At 74.2% G+C, this 17,982-nt stretch carries 17 protein-coding genes; 3 read left to right on the top strand and 14 right to left on the bottom strand.

Going from position 1 to position 17,982, the window contains the following annotated elements; translation table 11 throughout:
• Nucleotides 1-58 precede the first annotated feature (58 nt).
• The 5 genes from DLJ47_RS12810 to DLJ47_RS12790 all read right to left on the bottom strand — a co-directional run bounded on the left by DLJ47_RS12810 (nucleotide 59) and on the right by DLJ47_RS12790 (nucleotide 3,664).
• Nucleotides 59-772, bottom strand: a complete 714-nt coding sequence (locus DLJ47_RS12810; RefSeq protein ID WP_109900248.1) for a uracil-DNA glycosylase — start codon at nucleotides 770-772, stop codon at nucleotides 59-61.
• 19 nt (nucleotides 773-791) lie between these two features.
• Entirely contained in the window at nucleotides 792-1,478 is a 687-nt protein-coding gene (locus DLJ47_RS12805) for a dienelactone hydrolase family protein (RefSeq protein WP_109900247.1), read from the bottom strand.
• A 191-nt stretch (nucleotides 1,479-1,669) separates the two neighbouring features.
• Nucleotides 1,670-2,152, bottom strand: a complete 483-nt coding sequence (locus tag DLJ47_RS12800; RefSeq protein ID WP_233257807.1) for an LppU/SCO3897 family protein — start codon at nucleotides 2,150-2,152, stop codon at nucleotides 1,670-1,672.
• Between the two features lie 163 nt (nucleotides 2,153-2,315).
• Nucleotides 2,316-3,335 carry an HAAS signaling domain-containing protein gene (locus DLJ47_RS12795; protein WP_109900245.1) on the bottom strand — a complete coding sequence of 340 codons (1,020 nt, stop codon included), beginning with the start codon at nucleotides 3,333-3,335 and terminating at the stop codon, nucleotides 2,316-2,318.
• Nucleotides 3,332-3,664 carry a PadR family transcriptional regulator gene (locus DLJ47_RS12790; protein WP_088997943.1) on the bottom strand — a complete coding sequence of 111 codons (333 nt, stop codon included), beginning with the start codon at nucleotides 3,662-3,664 and terminating at the stop codon, nucleotides 3,332-3,334. Before DLJ47_RS12790 ends, DLJ47_RS12795 begins: the two co-directional genes overlap by 4 nt.
• A 96-nt stretch (nucleotides 3,665-3,760) precedes the next feature.
• Here DLJ47_RS12790 and DLJ47_RS12785 point away from each other — a divergent pair, with 96 nt between their 5' ends.
• Complete coding sequence (locus tag DLJ47_RS12785; protein ID WP_109900244.1) at nucleotides 3,761-4,387, top strand: LysE family translocator; 627 nt, start codon at nucleotides 3,761-3,763, stop codon at nucleotides 4,385-4,387.
• 11 nt (nucleotides 4,388-4,398) lie between these two features.
• Here DLJ47_RS12785 and DLJ47_RS12780 read toward each other — a convergent pair whose 3' ends face one another.
• The 5 genes from DLJ47_RS12780 to eno form a co-directional block, all read right to left on the bottom strand.
• Nucleotides 4,399-5,331 (bottom strand): Ppx/GppA phosphatase family protein, encoded by a 933-nt coding sequence (locus DLJ47_RS12780; RefSeq protein WP_233257808.1) that lies wholly within the window; start codon nucleotides 5,329-5,331, stop codon nucleotides 4,399-4,401.
• A 76-nt stretch (nucleotides 5,332-5,407) separates the two neighbouring features.
• Nucleotides 5,408-5,947 carry an amino-acid N-acetyltransferase gene (locus DLJ47_RS12775; protein WP_109900260.1) on the bottom strand — a complete coding sequence of 180 codons (540 nt, stop codon included), beginning with the start codon at nucleotides 5,945-5,947 and terminating at the stop codon, nucleotides 5,408-5,410.
• Nucleotides 5,944-6,501, bottom strand: coding sequence for a DUF501 domain-containing protein (locus DLJ47_RS12770; protein ID WP_109900259.1), 558 nt, complete (start codon nucleotides 6,499-6,501; stop codon nucleotides 5,944-5,946). The genes DLJ47_RS12775 and DLJ47_RS12770 overlap by 4 nt, the downstream gene beginning before the upstream one ends.
• Nucleotides 6,502-6,535: 34 nt before the next feature.
• Nucleotides 6,536-7,174, bottom strand: a complete 639-nt coding sequence (locus tag DLJ47_RS12765) for an FtsB family cell division protein (protein ID WP_109900258.1) — start codon at nucleotides 7,172-7,174, stop codon at nucleotides 6,536-6,538.
• A 32-nt stretch (nucleotides 7,175-7,206) separates the two neighbouring features.
• On the bottom strand, nucleotides 7,207-8,490 hold the full coding sequence (gene eno / locus DLJ47_RS12760) for a phosphopyruvate hydratase (RefSeq protein WP_088995987.1): 1,284 nt from the start codon (nucleotides 8,488-8,490) through the stop codon (nucleotides 7,207-7,209).
• A 250-nt stretch (nucleotides 8,491-8,740) separates the two neighbouring features.
• Here eno and DLJ47_RS12755 point away from each other — a divergent pair, with 250 nt between their 5' ends.
• Complete coding sequence (locus DLJ47_RS12755; RefSeq protein WP_109900242.1) at nucleotides 8,741-9,433, top strand: hypothetical protein; 693 nt, start codon at nucleotides 8,741-8,743, stop codon at nucleotides 9,431-9,433.
• The gene (locus tag DLJ47_RS12750; protein WP_109900241.1) at nucleotides 9,430-10,314 is read left to right on the top strand and encodes an NAD(+) diphosphatase; all 885 of its coding nucleotides are present in this window, start codon (nucleotides 9,430-9,432) and stop codon (nucleotides 10,312-10,314) included. Before DLJ47_RS12755 ends, DLJ47_RS12750 begins: the two co-directional genes overlap by 4 nt.
• A 73-nt stretch (nucleotides 10,315-10,387) precedes the next feature.
• Here DLJ47_RS12750 and DLJ47_RS12745 read toward each other — a convergent pair whose 3' ends face one another.
• From DLJ47_RS12745 to mfd, 4 genes are all read right to left on the bottom strand, one after another.
• Nucleotides 10,388-12,007 (bottom strand): DUF885 domain-containing protein, encoded by a 1,620-nt coding sequence (locus DLJ47_RS12745; RefSeq protein ID WP_109900240.1) that lies wholly within the window; start codon nucleotides 12,005-12,007, stop codon nucleotides 10,388-10,390.
• Between the two features lie 107 nt (nucleotides 12,008-12,114).
• Nucleotides 12,115-13,107: a nucleoside triphosphate pyrophosphohydrolase gene (locus DLJ47_RS12740; RefSeq protein WP_109900239.1), complete on the bottom strand. Its 993-nt coding sequence runs from the start codon at nucleotides 13,105-13,107 to the stop codon at nucleotides 12,115-12,117.
• A 2-nt stretch (nucleotides 13,108-13,109) separates the two neighbouring features.
• Nucleotides 13,110-13,829, bottom strand: coding sequence for a hypothetical protein (locus DLJ47_RS12735; RefSeq protein ID WP_109900238.1), 720 nt, complete (start codon nucleotides 13,827-13,829; stop codon nucleotides 13,110-13,112).
• A 314-nt stretch (nucleotides 13,830-14,143) separates the two neighbouring features.
• Complete coding sequence (gene mfd / locus DLJ47_RS12730) at nucleotides 14,144-17,791, bottom strand: transcription-repair coupling factor (protein WP_109900237.1); 3,648 nt, start codon at nucleotides 17,789-17,791, stop codon at nucleotides 14,144-14,146.
• Nucleotides 17,792-17,982 lie beyond the last annotated feature (191 nt).

The raw sequence follows: 17,982 nt of genomic DNA, 5'->3' as shown, positions 1-17,982 counted from the left end.
TCGGGGCACACCGCAACGGTCGGTGAGTTCCGTCCGTCATCGTCACCGCCCCGCCGTTTCAGTCCACCCCGGCCAACCGCTTCGCCCGGGCAAACACATCGTCCAGCATCCCTGGTGTCAGCCGTCCCGTGAAGGTGTTCTGCTGGCTGACGTGGTAGCAGCCGAGCAGCTCCGGGGCGGCCGTGCCGGACCAGTGTGCCCCATGCGCGAACGCCGGTCGCGGGCTGGGCGGGGGCTGGCCGTACACCGCGCGCAGCACCGGCCACCACGCGGCCCAGGCGAACGCGCCCAGCGCGACCACGACGCGCAGGGTGGGACGGATCAGCGCGACCTCTCGGTGCAGCCACGGCGCGCAGGTGTCCCGCTCCTGCGGGGTGGGCTTGTTGTCCGGCGGCGCGCAGCGCACCGCGGCGAAGATCCGGGTGTCCCGCAGGGCGAGGCCGTCGTCGGCGGAGACGCTGGTCGGCTGGTTGGCCAGGCCGGCGCGGTGCAGCGCGGCGAAGAGCACGTCGCCGGAGCGGTCGCCGGTGAAGATCCGCCCGGTGCGGTTGCCGCCGTGCGCGGCGGGGGCCAGGCCGAGGATGGCGATGCGCGCGTCCGGAGCGCCGAAGCCGGGCACCGGCCGGCCCCAGTACTCCTGGTCACGGAAGGCCGCCCGGCGGGTCCGGGCCACCTCCTCTCGCCAGTCGACCAGCCGGGGGCAGGCGAAGCAGTCGCTGACCGCGCCGTCGAGGTCGGCCAGGTCGGTCGCCCGCGCGGCGCGGGCGACCACCTCCTCGGGCGTACGCGGCTCAGCCAAGCTTGGCCCGGAAGAGTTCGAGGGTACGGGCCCAGGCGGTGGCGGCGGCCCGCTGGTCGAAGTTCTCCGGCCGGTCCTCGTTGAAGAAGGCGTGCGCGGTGCCCGGGTAGTCGTAGGTCTGGCAGCTGCCGCCGGCGGTCTCGATCGCCCGCCGGACGGTCTGTACGCCGTCGGCGGCGGAGAGGCCGTCCGCTTCCGAGCAGTGGATGTGCGCGGCCTTGCCGGCGTAGTCGGCCCACTCGGCGCGCATCCCGTCCCACGGCAGCCGGGGGTAGAACGCGGCGGTGGCGACGATCCGCTCGGAGCGGGTGGCCGCCCAGAGAGCCAGGCTCGCGCCGGCACAGAACCCGGCGCACCCGACCTTGCCGGCGACCTCGGGACGGCCGGCGAGGTAGTCGGCGGCGTTGGCGATGTCCGCCGCCGCCTCGTCCATCTGCCGGGCGTTCAGCATCTGCCGGGGCTCGTCCGGCTTGCTGGCCGGGCCGCCGTGCCGGAAGTCGGGAGCGAGGGCGACGAAGCCGGCCTCGGCGAACCGGTCGACGACGGCCTGGACGTGGGGCACCAGCCCCCACCAGTCCTGGATGACGATGACCGCGGGGCTCGCCGCACCGCCGGAGGGTATCGCGAGATACCCCTCGCTCGTCCCCCCGTTGCTGGTGAAGCTCACCATTTCGCCCATCGACCCGTCCTCCTAGCGGTCAGTCATCGTTGGCTGGTCGCCCAGTGGTCCTACGTGCCGGTAGCCTGCCACGCCCCCACCGTCGGCGGGAAGACGCTGGAACAGTGGCATTCACCTCCCGTTCGCCTCCCGGTACGCCGACGGCGGCGCGGAGGTCTCCGCGCCGCCGTCAGGGTTGCCCTACGGGGAGGTCAGGCCTTCTTGGTGAGGCAGAGCAGGTAGCCCTTCTTGCCCGGCTCGATGCTGTAGAAGACGTACCCGTCCTCACCCTCCTTGATGTACTGCTCGCAGGCCTCGCCGGTCTTGGCCTGCGCCTCGGTCTGGCCGTCGACCCGGCCGACCACGTTGTACACCGCCTCGGTGGAGGTGCAGTCGACGACCTTGGCGTTGTCGACCTCCTCCTCCTCGGTGCCGGTGATCTCGGGCAGCTCGGCGATGCAGTCGCCCGCCTTGGCCTCGGCCGTCTCGTCCTTGTTCAGGAAGTTGCCGATGGCCGTGCCGAGGCCGAACTTCAGCCCGGCGATGACCAGGAACACGACGATCGCGCCCACGACGCCGAGCACCTTCTTGCCGCCGGACTTCTTCGACTCCGGCTCCGCCGGGGGCGGCGCCTGGACACCCGGCTGCGACTGCGGGGCGTCCGGGGCGGGGGGCGGTGCGACCTGCTCTGACACGGATTTTCCTTCCGAGGGGTTGATGAGCAGACGACACCGTAACGATCACCGGAGGACCACGCTGCCCCGCCGACCTCATCCGTTCAGCTATTTCCCAGCTTCGGCGAGCACGCCGAGACCCCGGTCACGACACGGCGGGTGACCGAGGTCTCGAGCAGCGTGCTCAGGGGGTGGCGGTCGGGGTGGGCGTGCCGCTCGGGCTCGCCGTCGCGCCCGGGGTCGGCGTGCCGGTGGCGGCCGGTCCGCCGGTGGGCTCCGGCGCGCCGGTGGCCGCCGGCGTCGGGGTGCCCAGCGGGGGCACCGTCGGCGCGGGTGCGGCCGGGGCGCGCGGCGCGAAGGGCGCCTGGTCCGGGCAGTACGGGTACGTCCGCAGCAGCGGGTTGCCGGTGCCGCTCGGGTCGCGCGGGTCCGGGCAGTCCGGGTAGCCCAGCCGGATCGGGGCGCCGTTCTGGTCGAACAGGCGCGCGTCCTCCACCAGCCGGCCCTCGCTGTCGTAGACGAAGACGTCCCGCACCCGCTCGTACGGGTTGTCCACCGAGATCGCGTCGTAGCCGTAGTCCTGGTAGCCCGCCCGGTCCTCCGCGTTGGCCAGCCCGGCCAGGGCGAAGACGACGAGCACCAGGCTGGCCGCGTGCATCGCCCAGCGCGGCCAGCGTCGCAGCCGCGCCGAGCGGTGGCCCAGCCAGATCGAGGCGAGCAGGAAGCCGACCAGCATCACCAGCCCGCCGACCAGCTCGCCGCCGAAGCGCGGCAGCAGGCCGAAGCTGCCGCCGGTGGTGATCACGGTGACCAGCATGGCGGCCAGGTAGCCGCGCACCACCCACCAGGCCGGGCGGAGCAGCCGCAGGAACTCGCTCGCCCGCGCGTACCCCAGCAGCGGGCCGAGCTGGGTGTCCAACTGGCGCGCCTGGCGGCGGGTCCGGCCCACGACGGCGGCCACCCGCTGGTCGAGGTTCCGCCCGGCGGCGGTGGCCGGCGCGCCGGCGGCGGCCCGCAGCTCGGCCGCGTACGCCTCGGGCTCGCCGAGGCGCTCGACCAGCGAGCCGTCGGCCTCGGCGGCCACCTCGGCGAGGTGCTCCGGCAGGTCCTCGGTCAGTTCGTCGCGGACCTCCGCCGGCAGGTCGGCCAGCGCGGCCCGGACCCGCCCGACGTAGTTCGCGATCTCCTGCTCCGTGACGGTCATGCCGCCATCCCCCGATCGTCGAGCAGTGTGTCCATGGTGGTGGCGAACGAGCGCCAGAGCTTGCCGGAGCGGGCGAGCTGGTCCCGCCCGGCGGCGTTGAGGGAGTAGTACTTGCGGTGCGGGCCGGACTCGCTGGGCACGACGTACGTGGTCAGCAGGCCGGCGGCGAAGAGCCGGCGCAGGGTGCCGTAGACGGAGGCGTCGCCGACCTCCTCCAGGCCGGCCTCGCGCAACCGGCGGAGGATGTCGTAGCCGTAGCCGTCCTCCTCGCGCAGCACGGCGAGGACCGCGAGATCCAGCACGCCCTTCAGCAGCTGTGTGGTGTCCACGACTCGAACACTACTGTGCGGTGCGGAGTACCGTCAACGAAACAGTACTTCGCCGCGCCGGTGGCCGCCCGTCCTCCGCCCGCCTAGGGTCGGGGCATGTCGTGGAGCAGCTACGGATCGTTCCTGGTCTTCGCCCTGGTGCTGATCCTGATTCCCGGCCCGGACTTCGCCGTGGTCACCCGCAACACCCTGGCCTCGGGGCGGCGGCGCGGCGTGTGGAGCGCCGTCGGCGTCACCGGTTCCAACGCGGTGCAGGGCGTCGCGGCGGCCGCCGGCCTGGGCGCGCTGGTCGTCCGCTCCCAGCCGCTGTTCGAGGCGATCCGCTGGGCCGGCGTGGCCTACCTGGCGTACCTCGGCGTGCAGGCGTGGCGCTCGGCGTGGATCGGCCGCTACCCGCCGCTCGCCGGTGACGCGGCTCCGCCCGGTCAGGCGGTGGCCGGCTTCCGGCAGGGCTTCCTGTCCAACATCACCAACCCGAAGGTGCTCGCCTTCTACCTGGCCGTGCTGCCGCAGTTCGTCGGCGGTTCGGCGCCGCTGGCGGTGCTGATGGCGTTCGCGCTCAGCCACGCGGTGCTCTCGCTGCTGTACCTGCTGGTGCTGGTCGGCGCCCTGCACCGGGCGCGGCAGATTCTCTCCCGGCGGCGGGTGCGCCGCTGGCTGGACGGGCTGACCGGGTTCGCCCTGCTCGGCTTCGGCGCCCGGCTCGCCACCGAACGCGCCTGACCGCTACGGCGTCACGGCTGGAGGCTCCAGGCGATGCCGTCGAGGATGTCGTGCTCGGAGGCGACCACCGAGGGCATCCCGGCCCGCTCCATGATCACCCGGAGCACCAGGGCGCCGGCGCCGATCACGTCGGCCCGGCCCGGGTGCATCACCGGGATCGCCAGCCGCTGCTCGCAGGTCTTGCCGAGCAGGTCGGCGGTCACCTCCGCCACCGCCTCGTACGACACCCGGGCGTGGTGGATGCGGCCCGGGTCGTACTCCTGGAGCCCCTCGGCGATGGCGACCACGGTGGTGACCGAGCCGGCGAGCCCGACCAGGGTGGCGGCCTCCCGGCCGGGCACGACCTCCAGCGCCCGGTCGACGGCGACCGCGATGTCGGCCTGCGCGGCGGCGATCTCGTCCAGGCTCGGCGGGTCGCCGTGCAGGTGCCGCTCGGTCATCCGGACGCAGCCGATGTCCATCGAGACGGCCGCCTCGACCCCGCCGGTGCGGGTGCCGACCACGAACTCGGTCGAGCCGCCGCCGATGTCGATGACCAGGAAGGGCTCGCGTGCGTCGGCGGGCAGCCCGCGCACCGCGCCGGTGAAGGAGAGGCGCGCCTCCTCGTCACCGGTCACCACCTCGGGCGCGACCCCGAGGGTCCGCTCGACCATCTCCCGGAAGTCGGCGGCGTTGGAGGCGTCCCGGGACGCCGACGTGGCGCACATCCGGATCCGCTCCGCGCCGAGCTTGTCGATGTCGGCGGCGTACGAAGCCAGCGCCACCCGGGTCCGCTCGATCGCCTCCGGGGCCAGCCGGCCGGTCTTGTCGACGCCCTGGCCGAGCCGGACGATCTCCATCCGCCGGCTCAGGTCGACCAGCGGCGCCTCCGGCCCGGCGTCGGTGGCGGGCAGGTCGGCCACCAGCAGGCGGATCGAGTTGGTCCCACAGTCGATGGCGGCCACGCGCGTCGTCACGGCAGCAACCCTACGGCAGTCGGCAGCCCTCGGCCCGACGGTCCGGCCCCGACCGACCATCCACTCAGAGGCGCAGCAGCATGCGGGTGTTGCCCAGGGTGTTCGGCTTGACCCGCTCCAGGTCCAGGAACTCGGCGACGCCCTCGTCGTACGAGCGCAGCAGCTGCTCGTAGACCGGCTGCGGCACCGGCGCGCCGTCGATCTCGGTGAAGCCGAACGAGCCGAAGAACCGGGTCTCGAAGGTGAGCACGAAGATCCGGGAGACGCCGAGGTCGCGGGCGGCGTCGATCAGCTCCCCGACGATCCGGTGGCCGAGCTTGCGACCCCGGCACGACGGGTCCACCGCTACCGTCCGGATCTCGGCCAGGTCCTCCCACATCACGTGCAGCGCGCCGCAACCGACCACCGCGTCGTCGCCGGCCCGGACCGCCACCCGGAACTCCTGCACGTCCTCGTAGAGGGTGACGGTGGCCTTGCTGAGCAGCCGCCGGTCGTCGGTGTAGGTGTCCACCAGCCGCCGGATGCCGCGTACGTCGCGGGTGCGGGCCCGGCGGACGACGATCTCGTCCGCGGCGACCCGGTCCGGTTCGGCGACCCCGGTCATTCGGCCGCCGGCACGTCCACGCACGGCCCGGCGGTCCACCAGGGCTCCACCAGCTCCAGCGTCTCGTCGCCGAACGGGTTCACCCCCGGCCCGGCGGCCAGCGCGTGACCGAGGTGCACGTGCAGGCACTTCACCCGCCCGGGCATGCCGCCGGCGGAGATGCCGGCGATCTCCGGCACGTGGCCGATCGCCTCCCGGCGGGTGAGGTAGTCCTGGTGCGCGGCCCGGTAGCGGGCGGCCAGCTCCGGGTCGGTGGCGAGCCGGTCGGCCATCTCCTTCATCAGCCCGGCGGACTCCAGCCGACTGCACGCCGCCGTCGCCCGGGGGCAGGTCAGGTAGTACAGCGTCGGGAAGGGGGTGCCGTCGGCCAGCCGCGGCGTCGTCTCCACCACGTCGGGCAGGCCGCACGGGCAGCGGTGGGCCACCGCCCGGGTACCCCGGGGCGGGCGGCCGAGCTGCGCGGCCACCGCGGCCAGGTCGGCCTCGGTGGCCGGTTCCCGCTGCGGCAGGGGTACGGAGTCCGCCGCCGGCTCCTGCGGTGGTACGACAGTCACGGTGCCCATCTCTCGTTCGGTGCCCGGCCGGTGCTCACTTGTCGGGCTGCTCGGCGTTGGCGGCCTCCACGCTCGACCAGAGGGTGTCGTACCAGGGGTCCGGGGTGGTCGGCCGGGCCGGGGTGCCGCGGCCGGCGTCCCGGGCGGCGCCCTCCGGGTCGTTGAGCAGGATCACGATCTTCTCGCCCGGCCGGGTCATGAAGAACCGCTCCCGGGCCTTGGTCTCGATGAACGCGTCGTCCTGCCACTTGGCCGCCTCGGCGGACAGGTCGGCGATCAGCTTCTCCTGCTTCGCCTGGGACGCCTCCATCCGCTCGATGTCGGCCTGCTGGTCCAGGTAGACCCGCACCGGATAGGTGTAGGCCAGGGCGAGCGCGATCAGCACCGCGAAGAGCACGGTGGCCCGCCCGGTGAAGCGCCGGGGGTGGGGTGCGGTGAGCCGCTTGACCGAGCCACCCGCCGCCGCACGACGGGCGGCGGCGGGCCGGTTCGCGGAGCGTACGCCCTCGGCACCGCGGGCGGCACCGGGCGCGCGGCCGGCGGCGGCGCGCGGGTCGGCACGGACCCCGCCGTCGCGGACCGATCCCCGGGCGGCCCGGCTCCCGCCCGGCCGGCCCGGCTGACCCGGCCGGCGGGCGGGACGCTGACCGCCCGGTGTGCGGCGCTGCTGCATCGTCACACCCCTCCCCCGAGGCTTCGCGGGACTCAGGCCGAACGGTAGCGCGGGAACGCGCCCGCCCCGGCGTACCGCGCCGCGTCGGCCAGCTCCTCCTCGATCCGCAGGAGCTGGTTGTACTTCGCCACCCGGTCCGAACGGGCCGGGGCGCCGGTCTTGATCTGGCCGCAGCCGGTGGCCACCGCCAGGTCGGCGATGGTGGTGTCCTCGGTCTCGCCGGAGCGGTGGCTCATCATGCACATGAAGCCGGCCCGGTGGGCCAGGTCCACCGCGTCGAGGGTCTCGGTCAGCGAACCGATCTGGTTCACCTTGACCAGCACGGCGTTGGCGGCCTTCTCGGCGATGCCCCGGGCGATCCGCTGCGGGTTGGTGACGAACAGGTCGTCGCCGACGATCTGGATCCGGTCGCCGATCGAGGCGGTCAGCGTCTGCCAGCCGCTCCAGTCGTCCTCCGACAGCGGGTCCTCGATCGACACGATCGGGTAGTCGCCGATGAGCTTGGTGTAGTAGTTGCTCATCTCCTCGGCGGTCTTCGTGGCGCCCTCGAAGGTGTAGGTGCCGTTGTCGAAGAACTCGGTGGCGGCCACGTCGAGCGCGAAGACGATGTCGGTGCCGAGCCGGTAGCCGGCCTTCTCCACCGCCTCGGCGATCAGGTCCAGCGCAGCGGAGTTGGTGGGCAGGTTCGGCGCGAAGCCGCCCTCGTCGCCCAGCCCGGTGGAGAGGTCCTTCTTCTTCAGCACCGACTTCAGCGCGTGGTAGACCTCGGCGCCGGAGCGCAGCGCCTCGCGGAAGCTCGGGGCGCCGATCGGGGCGATCATGAACTCCTGGATGTCGACGTTGGAGTCGGCGTGCGCCCCACCGTTGAGGATGTTCATCATCGGCACCGGCAGCAGGTGCGCGTTCGGGCCGCCCAGGTAGCGGAAGAGGCTCAGCTCGGCGCTGCCGGCGGCGGCCTTCGCGACCGCCAGGGAGACCCCGAGGATGGCGTTGGCGCCCAGCTCGGACTTGGCGTCGGTGCCGTCGATGTCGAGCATCTTCTGGTCGATGAGCCGCTGCTCGCTGGCCTCGTAGCCGATCAGCTCGTCGACGATCTTGTCCTCGACGTTGGAGACCGCCTTCTCCACGCCCTTGCCCTGGTAGCGGTCGGCGTCACCGTCGCGCAGCTCGATCGCCTCGAAGGCGCCGGTGGAGGCGCCGGAGGGCACCGCGGCGCGGGCCACCGTGCCGTCGTCCAGGCCGACCTCGACCTCGACGGTCGGGTTGCCCCGCGAGTCGAGAATCTCCCGGGCGACGATTCCCTCGATGGTTGCCACTGAGTCGCTCCTCGTTTGTGTGGTTCCGGTCCGTATGGGCCGCGACGGTGCGGCTGAGGCAGGTGTTGAACGCAGCGTATCGGGCGGCGGTCGGGGCCGGGCCGTCCGGGCACACCGGGCCTGCCCGCTCGGACGCAGCTTGACCCGAAACCTGCCCCCGACGGCGGGTTACTCGGACATTCCCGGATTCTCGTACCTCAACCGGCAACGGGTTTGCGTACCGTGGACCCGATCGAGGAGGCTGGGCGCCATGCCCGCCGCCTCGACCACCCTCCGTACGCTCGCCGTGTCGGTCATCGCGTCGCTCACCGTCACCGGCTGTCAGGCCCTCGACGACGCCGGCCGGGCGATCGGGCGGTCCGACCTGGTCAACGATCTCGCCGCCCGGCTGGACCGGGCACTGGAGCTGACCTACTCCGCCGACTACCAGCTGCCGGGCGGGCAGACCGCCAGCATCGCCCAGGCGCAGCAGCCGGCGCGCTCCGCGTACACCTACCCGGGTGGCAGGCTGACCGTCACCGACGAGGCCACCACCCGCTGCGAGACCACCGGCGCCCGGACGACCTGCACCCTGGAGGCACCGCCGGCGCCGAACAGCAAGCCGTCGGTGACCGTGTTCACCGAGGCCAAGCGGCGCGGCCTGGTCACCCCGCCGGTCGTGGTGGGGATGTTGACCGAGGCCGCGCTCGACCCGGACGCGGTGATCACGCAGAGCGACACCACCCTGGCCGGGCGGCACGCCACCTGCGTGGACGTACGCCAGGCCGCCGGCAACTTCACCGCCTGCGTGACCACCGAGGGCGCCCTGGGCAGCTTCACCGGGCAGGTCGACGGCAAGCCGGTGGAGCTGGCCCTGAGCCGCTACCGGGAGACCGTCGACCAGACGGCCTTCGACCTGCCGCCCGGCGCCGCCGTGGTCGACCGCCGCACGGCCGACTCGTGACCGCGGCGACCGGCGCCGGCGCCCGCTTCGTGCCCGGGGCGGGGCACGCCGGGCCGCCGGCGCCGGACGACCCGGCGCTGCTGGTGGCCGGCCGGAAGCTGCTGGTCGGCGCGGACGGGCGGTTCCTCCGGATCGCCGACCTGCCCGCCGGCACCGACTGGCTGCCGCTCGGCACGCTCGACGGCGTCCCCGTCTGGGGCGCCGCCCGGCCGGTCGAGCACGCCGGCGACCGCTCGGGTGGTGGCGAGGACGGCACCGGGCACCCGGGCCGCTGGTTGAGCTGGCGGGCGCTCGCCGCCGAGGTGCCGGAGCCGCTGGCCGCGCTGGCCGGGCGGGCCCTGCAGGTGGTCACCTGGCGGCACGCCCACCGCTGGTGCGGCGCCTGCCGGGCCGAACTGGCCGACGTGCCGGGCGAGTCGGCCCGGCGCTGCCCCGACTGCAACCTGTACGTGCCGATGCAGCTCTCCCCGGCGGTGCTGGTGGCGATCACCCGCCCCGGTCCGGCCGGCCGCCCCGACGAGCTGCTCCTGGTCCGCCACTCGTACGGGCCGACCGAGCTGTGGGCGCTGGTCGCCGGCTTCGTCGAGGCCGGCGAGACGCTGGAGGAGGCGGCGCACCGGGAGGTCGGCGAGGAGGTCGGGCTGGCCCTGGACCGGCTGACCTACTTCGGCAGCCAGCCGTGGGCGATGTCCGGCCCCGGGGTGCTGCTCGCCGGGTTCACCGCCACCGCCGCCGACCCGGCCGCCGAGCCGGTCGTCGACGGGCGGGAGCTGACGCAGGCGCGCTGGTTCCCGCTGGACGCGCTGCCGGCGGAGCTGCCGCCGGCGTACTCCATCTCGCGCTGGCTGATCGACGCGGCGGTGGCCACGGCGCGGGCCTGACCGGCGACGGCCGGCGGCCCGGCGCCGGGCGGGCCGGCGGCGACGGCCGGCACCGGGAACCCCGGTGGGCCGCTCAGACGCCGAGCAGGGTGCGCAGGTGGCGCGGGGGCGGGCAGTCGTGGGCGAGCATCGCGTCGTGCCAGTCGCGCACCGACACGCCGTCCGGACGCGCGGCGGCGATTTCGGCCACCTCGCTGTAGCCGACGAAGTAGGTCGACAGCTGGGTCGAGGTGAGCAGCGCGCGTCGCCACTTGCCGGCCGCCTCCCCCTCCTCCTGGAAGCCGCGTCCGGTCATCAACGCCATCGCCTCGGCCTCGGGCAGTTCCTCGCAGTGCACCAGCTGGTCGAGCAGCGCGTTGATGGTCATCCGCAGCTGCATCTTGAGCTGCTGCAGCCGCACCGGCAGGCCGCCGAAGCCGAGCCCGGCCATTAGCTCCTCGGTGTAGACCGCCCAGCCCTCGATGAACGGGCCGGAGCGCGCCACCGCCCGCACCCGGGTGCCCCCGACGTACCGACGGGCGTGGGCGAGCTGGAGGAAATGCCCGGGCATCGCCTCGTGCACGGTCAGGTTGCGGATCATGTGGTCGTTGTACTCGCGGTAGAACGACTCCACCCGGTGCGCCGGCCAGTCGGCCGGGGTCGGCGCGATGCAGTAGAAGGTGGGCACGTTCGCCGTCTCCAGCGGGCCGGGCGAGTCGCAGTAGGCGACCGCCACCCCCCGGGCGAACTCCGGCATCACCTGGATCACGCACGGGTCGTCGACCAGGGTGACCAGGTCGTGCGCGCGGACGAAGTCGCTCGCCTCGTCCAGCGTCACGCCGGCCAGGTCCACGATGGAGTGGTCGTCCGGGTGCTCGGCGGCGAGCAGGTCCAGCGCCCGGCGCACCGTCTCGTCGTCGGCCGGGCCGCCGACCAGCTCGACCGCCGCCGCGCGGATCTCCTCGGTCACCCGGTCCAGGTTGGCCCAGGCGCGGCGTTGGATCTCGGCGGCGCCCAACTCGGTGTCCAGGGTGTGCCAGAGCCGCGCCTCCCAGCGGCGCCGACCCAGCCGCGGGTCCCGCCCGGGGCCGGCGTCGGCGGCCAGGCCGGTGCGCAGCCAGGCGACGAACTCCTCCAGCGCCGCGATGGCCGCGGTCGCCGCCGGCTCGACCCGGTCGTGCAGCGCGGGCGCCTGGGTGAGCAGCGCCGACACCTCGTCGCGGATCAGCGCCGCCGTGCCGGTGAACTGCCCGACCGCCGTCTCGGCGTGGATCCTCGGCATGTCCCGCAGCGTCGCGCGCGCGGTGGCCAGCGCGTCCGGTACGGCGGCGAGCCGGCCGGCCAGGCTCTCCAGCCGAACCTCGGCCGGGGCGTACGGGCGGGCGACCAGCGCGTGCAGCAGCGGGCCGGGGTTGTGCCGCAGCGGGTCCCACTCGTGGGTACGGATCTCGGTCGCCTCGAACAGCGCCCGGTCGACCAGGCCGGTCAGCAGCGCGTGGTCGACCTGCTCCTCGACGTCCAGCGCGTCCGGATCGAGCTCGGAGAGCGCGTGCGCGGCGTCGGTCAGCATCGCCCGGTCGGCCGCCACGGCGCTGGCGGAGAGGTCCGGCAGCCGGTCGTCGTACCGGTGGTCTCCCGCCGACGAGGCCAGCCCCGGCCGGCTCTCCAGCAACGCCTCGACGATCCGCTCCGCCACCACCCCGAACGACTCCACCCACCGACCCTAACCAACGCGGCCGTCCGCCGCGCCGCACTCGCCCGGCGCGTTGATCATGAAGTTGGTGTCATCCGCCTCGGCGTCTCGCGACAACAACTTCACGATCAACCGGACTGGTCGGGGGTGCGGGCGGTGCGTTCGGCAGCGCGGACGGCGTCGGCGTAGGCGAGGGTGGTGCGGCGGAGGGCGGCTTCGGGGTCGATTCCTGCCTCGCGGGCGGCGGCGACGGTGGCGAGCAGGCTGGCGCCGAGTCTGGCCTCGGGGTCCACCTGGGACTCGGCGAGCGGAGGCGGCACGGCCAGACCGATGCGGGCGGCCCGCTCCAGGATCTTCGCGGCCAGCGCGAGCGCGGGCTGGCTGGGTGCCACCCCGTCCAGCACCGAGCCGCGCGGCTTCTCGGCCCGCTTGATCCGCTCCCAGTTCTCGGTGATCTCGTCCAGGGTGCCCGCCTCGGCGCCGGCGAAGACGTGCGGATTGCGCCGGATCATCTTGTCGACCAGCCCGCCGGCCACGTCGTCGACGTTCCACCGCTCACCCTCGGGCAGCTCCTCGGCCAGCCGGGCGTGCAGCACCACCTGGAGCAGCACGTCACCCAGTTCCTCGCGGAGCGCGTCGGTGTCCCCGGCGCCGATCGCGTCGTACGCCTCGTAGCACTCCTCGAGCAGGAACCTTGCCAGGCTCTCGTGGGTCTGGGCCCGCTTCCACGGGTCGCCGCCGGGCGACGCCAGCCGGTCCATCACCGCTACCGCGTCCAGCAGCCGGGCGCCGGGCGGATCCCACGAGCCGTACATCAGCTCCAGCTCGGCCAGGCCCGGCTCGCGGGCCAGCCGCAGCCCCAGCTCCCGGGCCAGCGACTCGTCGCCGGTCGGCCCGGCCAACCAGACAGCGGTGCCGCGCGCGGCGGCCGCGTCCAGCAGCGCGGTGGTCGCCGCGCCCTCGACCACGGTGACCTCGGCGCCCGCCGCGCGGACCGCCGTGGTCAGCTCGCTCTCCGCGCCGGCCAGCACCGGTGCCTGCCGTACGACGTCCCAGGCCGCCGCGGTCAGCAGACCGGCCGGCAGCCGGGGCGAGGTGACCAGCAGGACGATCCGGGGCATGCTCAGAGGTCGGTCACCGCGTCGGAGCCGGGCTCCCCGAGCGGCACGCTCACCGCGGCGGCGTCACCGGAGAAGCTGAGCACCGGGAACTCCAGCGGCCGGTAGCGCGGGTTGACCGTGACGTCGTAGGACCCGACCGCCTCGGCCAGCGTGTTGCGGGTGGCCAGCGCGCTGCGCAGCTGGTCGCCGTCGAGCTGGCCGGCCGCGGCCTCGTCGGTCACGTCGGCCGGGATCGCGCCCGCCTTGCGGCCGGCGGCGATCAACGCCGCCATCTCCTGCTCGGTCGGCGCGACCGGCGCCGCGGCCGGCACGCCGGACAAACAGGTGTAGAGGTCGGCCAGCTGCTGGACGTACCCGGTCTCCGGCGAGAGGCCGAGCTGCTGGGCGACCTGCTGCGGCGCCGCCTGCCCGCGCGGCTGGTAGTTGCGCTCGGCCGAGACCCGCTCGCACACCTCGCTCAGCACCAGCACGCTCGCCACCTGGCGACGCGCGGGCAGCTGCGGCCCGGGCAGCTCCGGCTGCTCCTCGCCGGCGCTGGGCGTGGCGGCGGGGGTCGGCGCCGGGTTCTTCACCCGCGCGTCGTCCAGCACGGCGGTGACCGCATCCTCGGTGATCCGGTGGTCACCGACGTACGCGGCGACGCCGGGCTCGGCACGGCAACCGGAGAGGGCGACGAGGCCGACCGCCACGCTGGCGACGGCGACAAGACGGCGAGCACGCATGGGGGTCACTCTCTCACGCCATCCCGCACCGCTGTGACACCCCCCACCTCCCCGGGCGCCCACCGCACCGCCAGCCCCGGCGCAGCGGCCTGGCGCGCATCCGCAGGCACGACTTGAGGGCGGCTGCCCGGGCCTTGCCGGGGCGCGGGGCGCTCCGCCGGTGCCCCGCACCGGGCCGGCTCGTCGACCCGCCCGAGGCGCACCGCCCCGGCGGCCGGGGAGGGCGTCGAGCTCTCCCCGGCGGCGCCGGCTCGTTCTTCGACACCGGCGCCCTGGCGGGGCTCGGCGGCACCGTCGGCGTCAGCTGTTTCGGGTCAGGCGGTCGCGCCGGCCGGGACCGCCGGGGCCGGGTCGCCGAGGACGTCGGCGAGGAGCTGCGCGCACCACTGGAGCAGCGCCTGGTCGCGCAGCGGCTCGCCGCCCACCCGCCGGGTGCTCGGGCGGGGCACGCTGACCTGGTCGAGCGCGGACTTGTAGACCGCGTCCGGGTGGTAGCGCTTGAGCCGCAGCTGCTTGGAGTCCGGCAGCGGCAGCGGGCCGAACCGGATGTGCTTGCCCTGCATGCTCACGTCGGTGAGGCCGTACCGGCGGGCGAGCAGCCGGAACCGGGCCACCGCGACCAGGTTCTGCACCGGAGCGGGCGGTTCGCCGTACCGGTCGGTCATCTCGGCGACGACCTCGCGCAGCCGCTCCTCGTCGCGCGCCTCGGCGAGCTTGCGGTACATCTCCAGGCGCAGCCGCTCCACGCCGACGTAGTCGTGCGGCAGGTGCGCGTCGACCGGCAGGTCGATCTTGACGTCGACCTCCTCCTCCGGGCGCTCACCCTTGAACGCCTGCACCGCCTCGCCGACCATCCGCACGTACAGGTCGAAGCCGACCCCCTCGATGTGCCCGGACTGCTCGCCGCCGAGCAGGTTGCCGGCACCCCGGATCTCCAGGTCCTTCATCGCCACGTACATGCCGGCGCCCAGCTCGGTGTGCTGGGCGATGGTGGCCAGCCGCTCGTGGGCGTGCTCGGTCAGCGGCTTCTCCGGCGGGTAGAGGAAGTAGGCGTACGCCCGCTCGCGACCCCGGCCCACCCGGCCGCGGATCTGGTGCAACTGGGCCAGGCCGAGCAGGTCGGCCCGCTCCACGATCAGGGTGTTGGCGTTCGGGATGTCGATGCCGGACTCCACGATCGTGGTGCAGACCAGCACGTCGAACTCCTTCTCCCAGAAGCCGACCATCACCTTCTCGAGCGCGTCCTCGCCCATCTGGCCGTGCGCCACCGCGACCCGCGCCTCGGGCACCAGCTCGCGGATCCGCCGGGCCGCCCGCTCGATCGACTCGACCCGGTTGTGCAGGTAGAAGACCTGCCCGTCGCGGAGCAGCTCGCGGTGGATGGCCGCGGCCACCTGCCGGTCGTCGTACGCCCCGACGGCGGTGAGCACCGGGTGCCGCTCCTCCGGCGGGGTGGCGATGGTGGACATCTCCCGGATGCCGGTGATCGCCATCTCCAGGGTGCGCGGGATCGGCGTGGCCGACATGCTCAGCACGTCGACCGAGGCCCGCATGCTCTTCAGGTGCTCCTTGTGCTCGACGCCGAAGCGCTGCTCCTCGTCGACGATCACCAGCCCGAGCGACTTGAACCGGGTGGCCGCCTGGAGCAGCCGGTGGGTGCCGATGACGATGTCGGCGGTGCCGTCGGCGGCCATCGCCAGGGTCTGCTCGGCCTCCTTGGGCGTCTGGAACCGGGACAGCTGCCGGATGGTCACCGGGAACTGGCTCATCCGCTCGGCGAAGGTGTTGTAGTGCTGCTGCACCAGCAGGGTGGTGGGCACCAGCACGGCCACCTGCTTGCCGTCCTGCACCGCCTTGAACGCCGCCCGGACCGCGATCTCGGTCTTGCCGTAGCCGACGTCGCCGCAGATCAGCCGGTCCATCGGGACCGACTGCTCCATGTCCCGCTTGACCTCCTCGATCGCGGCCAGCTGGTCCGGCGTCTCCTGCCACGGGAAGGCGTCCTCCAGTTCCCGCTGCCACGGGGTGTCCGGGCCGAAGTTGTGCCCCTTGGACGCCTTGCGGGCGGCGTACAGCTGGATCAGCTGGGCGGCGATCTCGCGGACCGCCTTGCGGGCCCGGGCCTTGGACTTCTGCCAGTCCGAGCCACCCATCTTGTGCAGGGTGGGCTGCTCGCCGCCGACGTAGCGGGAGAGCTGGTCGAGCTGGTCGGTGGGGACGAAGAGCCGGTCGCCGGGCTGGCCGCGCTTGCTCGGCGCGTACTCGATGACCAGGTATTCCCGGGAGGCGCCGTTGACCGTGCGCTGCACCAGTTCGAGGTAGCGGCCGATGCCGTGCTGCTCGTGCACCACGTGGTCGCCGGCCTTCAGCTCCAGCGGGTCGATGGTGTTGCGGCGGCGGCTCGGCATCTTGCGCATGTCGCGGGTCGAGGTGCCCCGGCCGCCGGTGACGTCGTTGCCAGTGAGCAGCACGAACCGGGACGCCTCGTCGACGAACCCGCTGGTCAGGCTGCCGCAGGTGACCAGCACCTCGCCGGGGGCCGGCGCGGTCGGCACCTCCTCGACCAGGCGGGCGCCGAGCCCGGCGTCGCGGAGCACCTCGACCGCCCGCTGGGCGGGACCGTGCCCCTCGAAGACCAGCGCGATCGACCAGCCCTCGCCGGCCCAGCGCTTCAGGTCGTCGACCACCCGGGCGGTCTCGCCGTGGTAGAGCGGGGCGGGCTGGGCGGCCAGGGTCACCGCGATGGCGTCGTCCGGGGTGACCGCGACCTCGGTCGGCTCGTCCTCCCACGGCTGGCGGGCGGGGGCGGCGGCCGCCTCGGCCAGGCCGAACGGGGCGAGCGTCCACCACGGCTGGCGCAGGGCGCGGGCCGCCGCGCGTACGTCGGCCAGGGTGCGGAAGGCGGCGGCGCCGAGGTCGACCGGGGCCTGCCCGCCGGTGGCGGCCGCGGCCCAGCTGGCCTGGAGGAACTCCTCGGAGGTACGCACCAGGTCGTGCGCCCGGGTGCGGATCCGCTCCGGGTCGCAGAGGATCACGTGGGTGCCGGCCGGCATGGTGTCCAGCAGCAGCTCCAGGCTCTCCTCGCCGAGCAGCGCCGGGACCAGCGACTCCATCCCCTCGACCGGGATGCCCTCGGCCAGCTTGTCCAGGATCTCCGCCAGCTCGGGGTGCCGCTGGGCCAGCGCGGCGGCCCGCTCGCGTACGTCGGGGGTGAGCAGCAGCTCGCGGCAGGGCGGGGCCCAGAGCTGGGCGACCTGCTCGATGGTGCGCTGGTCGGCGACGGCGAAGGTGCGGATCTCCTCCACCTCGTCGCCCCAGAACTCGACCCGGGACGGATGCTCGTCGGTGGGCGGGAAGACGTCCAGGATGCCGCCGCGGACCGCGAACTCGCCGCGCTTGGTGACCAGGTCGACCCGGGCGTACGCCATGTCGGTGAGCCGGCGCGCGACGTCCTCCAGATCGGCCTCGGCGCCGGCCGCCAGCTGCACCGGAACGAGGTCGCCGAGGCCCTTGAGCTGCGGCTGGAGCAGCGAGCGGACCGGGGCCACGACCACCCGCAACGGGCCGGTGCGGCCGTGCGCGTCGGCCGAGTCGGGATGGGCGAGCCGGCGCAGCACGGCCAGCCGCCGCCCGACCGTGTCCGACCGGGGCGAGAGGCGCTCGTGCGGCAGCGTCTCCCAGGACGGGAAGACCGCCACCTGCTCGGCTGGGAGCAGGCTGCCCAGCGCGGTGGCCAGGTCGTCGGCCTCCCGGCTGGTGGCCGTCACGGCCAGCACCGGACGGCCGGCTCCGCCGGCTTTCCCGTCGGCGTCCGCCGCGACGGCCGCGACCGCGAACGGCCGCAGCGCCGCCGGCGCGGTGATGTCCAGCCCGTCGACCTGGGCGGCACCGGAGCGCGCCAGGTCACGCGCCCGGGCCAGCCCGGGGTCGGCCAGGGCGGCGGAGAACAGACCGGTGAGCATGTGATCACTTCCGTGGGGAGTCGGCACGCGTGGACAGGCACACGACAGATGCCCCTCGTCCGGCCGGACGGGGGGTGCACGACTGCCAGCCTATCTCCGCCGCCCGACACCCCACCCCCTTCCCGCGCCCTCCGAAACGGGAAGGACCCGCCGGAGACACCGGCGCGGTGAACCGCGCCGGTGTCTCCGGC

The organism is Micromonospora sp. S4605, from assembly GCF_003176715.1.
Classification (GTDB): domain Bacteria; phylum Actinomycetota; class Actinomycetes; order Mycobacteriales; family Micromonosporaceae; genus Micromonospora; species Micromonospora echinaurantiaca.
Note: the sequence above shows the minus strand (reverse complement) of the source record. Positions and strands in the feature narration are given on the sequence as shown.

Excerpts from the sequence above, each read along its gene's own strand:
- DLJ47_RS12805 (WP_109900247.1), bottom strand. The coding sequence starts at position 1,478 with ATGGGCGAAATGGTGAGCTTCACCAGCAACGGGGGGACGAGCGAGGGG.
- DLJ47_RS12795 (WP_109900245.1), bottom strand. The coding sequence starts at position 3,335 with ATGACCGTCACGGAGCAGGAGATCGCGAACTACGTCGGGCGGGTCCGG.
- DLJ47_RS12785 (WP_109900244.1), top strand. The coding sequence starts at position 3,761 with ATGTCGTGGAGCAGCTACGGATCGTTCCTGGTCTTCGCCCTGGTGCTG.
- DLJ47_RS12775 (WP_109900260.1), bottom strand. The coding sequence starts at position 5,947 with ATGACCGGGGTCGCCGAACCGGACCGGGTCGCCGCGGACGAGATCGTC.
- DLJ47_RS12765 (WP_109900258.1), bottom strand. The coding sequence starts at position 7,174 with ATGCAGCAGCGCCGCACACCGGGCGGTCAGCGTCCCGCCCGCCGGCCG.
- DLJ47_RS12755 (WP_109900242.1), top strand. The coding sequence starts at position 8,741 with ATGCCCGCCGCCTCGACCACCCTCCGTACGCTCGCCGTGTCGGTCATC.
- DLJ47_RS12740 (WP_109900239.1), bottom strand. The coding sequence starts at position 13,107 with ATGCCCCGGATCGTCCTGCTGGTCACCTCGCCCCGGCTGCCGGCCGGT.
- DLJ47_RS12735 (WP_109900238.1), bottom strand. The coding sequence starts at position 13,829 with ATGCGTGCTCGCCGTCTTGTCGCCGTCGCCAGCGTGGCGGTCGGCCTC.
- mfd (WP_109900237.1), bottom strand. The coding sequence starts at position 17,791 with ATGCTCACCGGTCTGTTCTCCGCCGCCCTGGCCGACCCCGGGCTGGCC.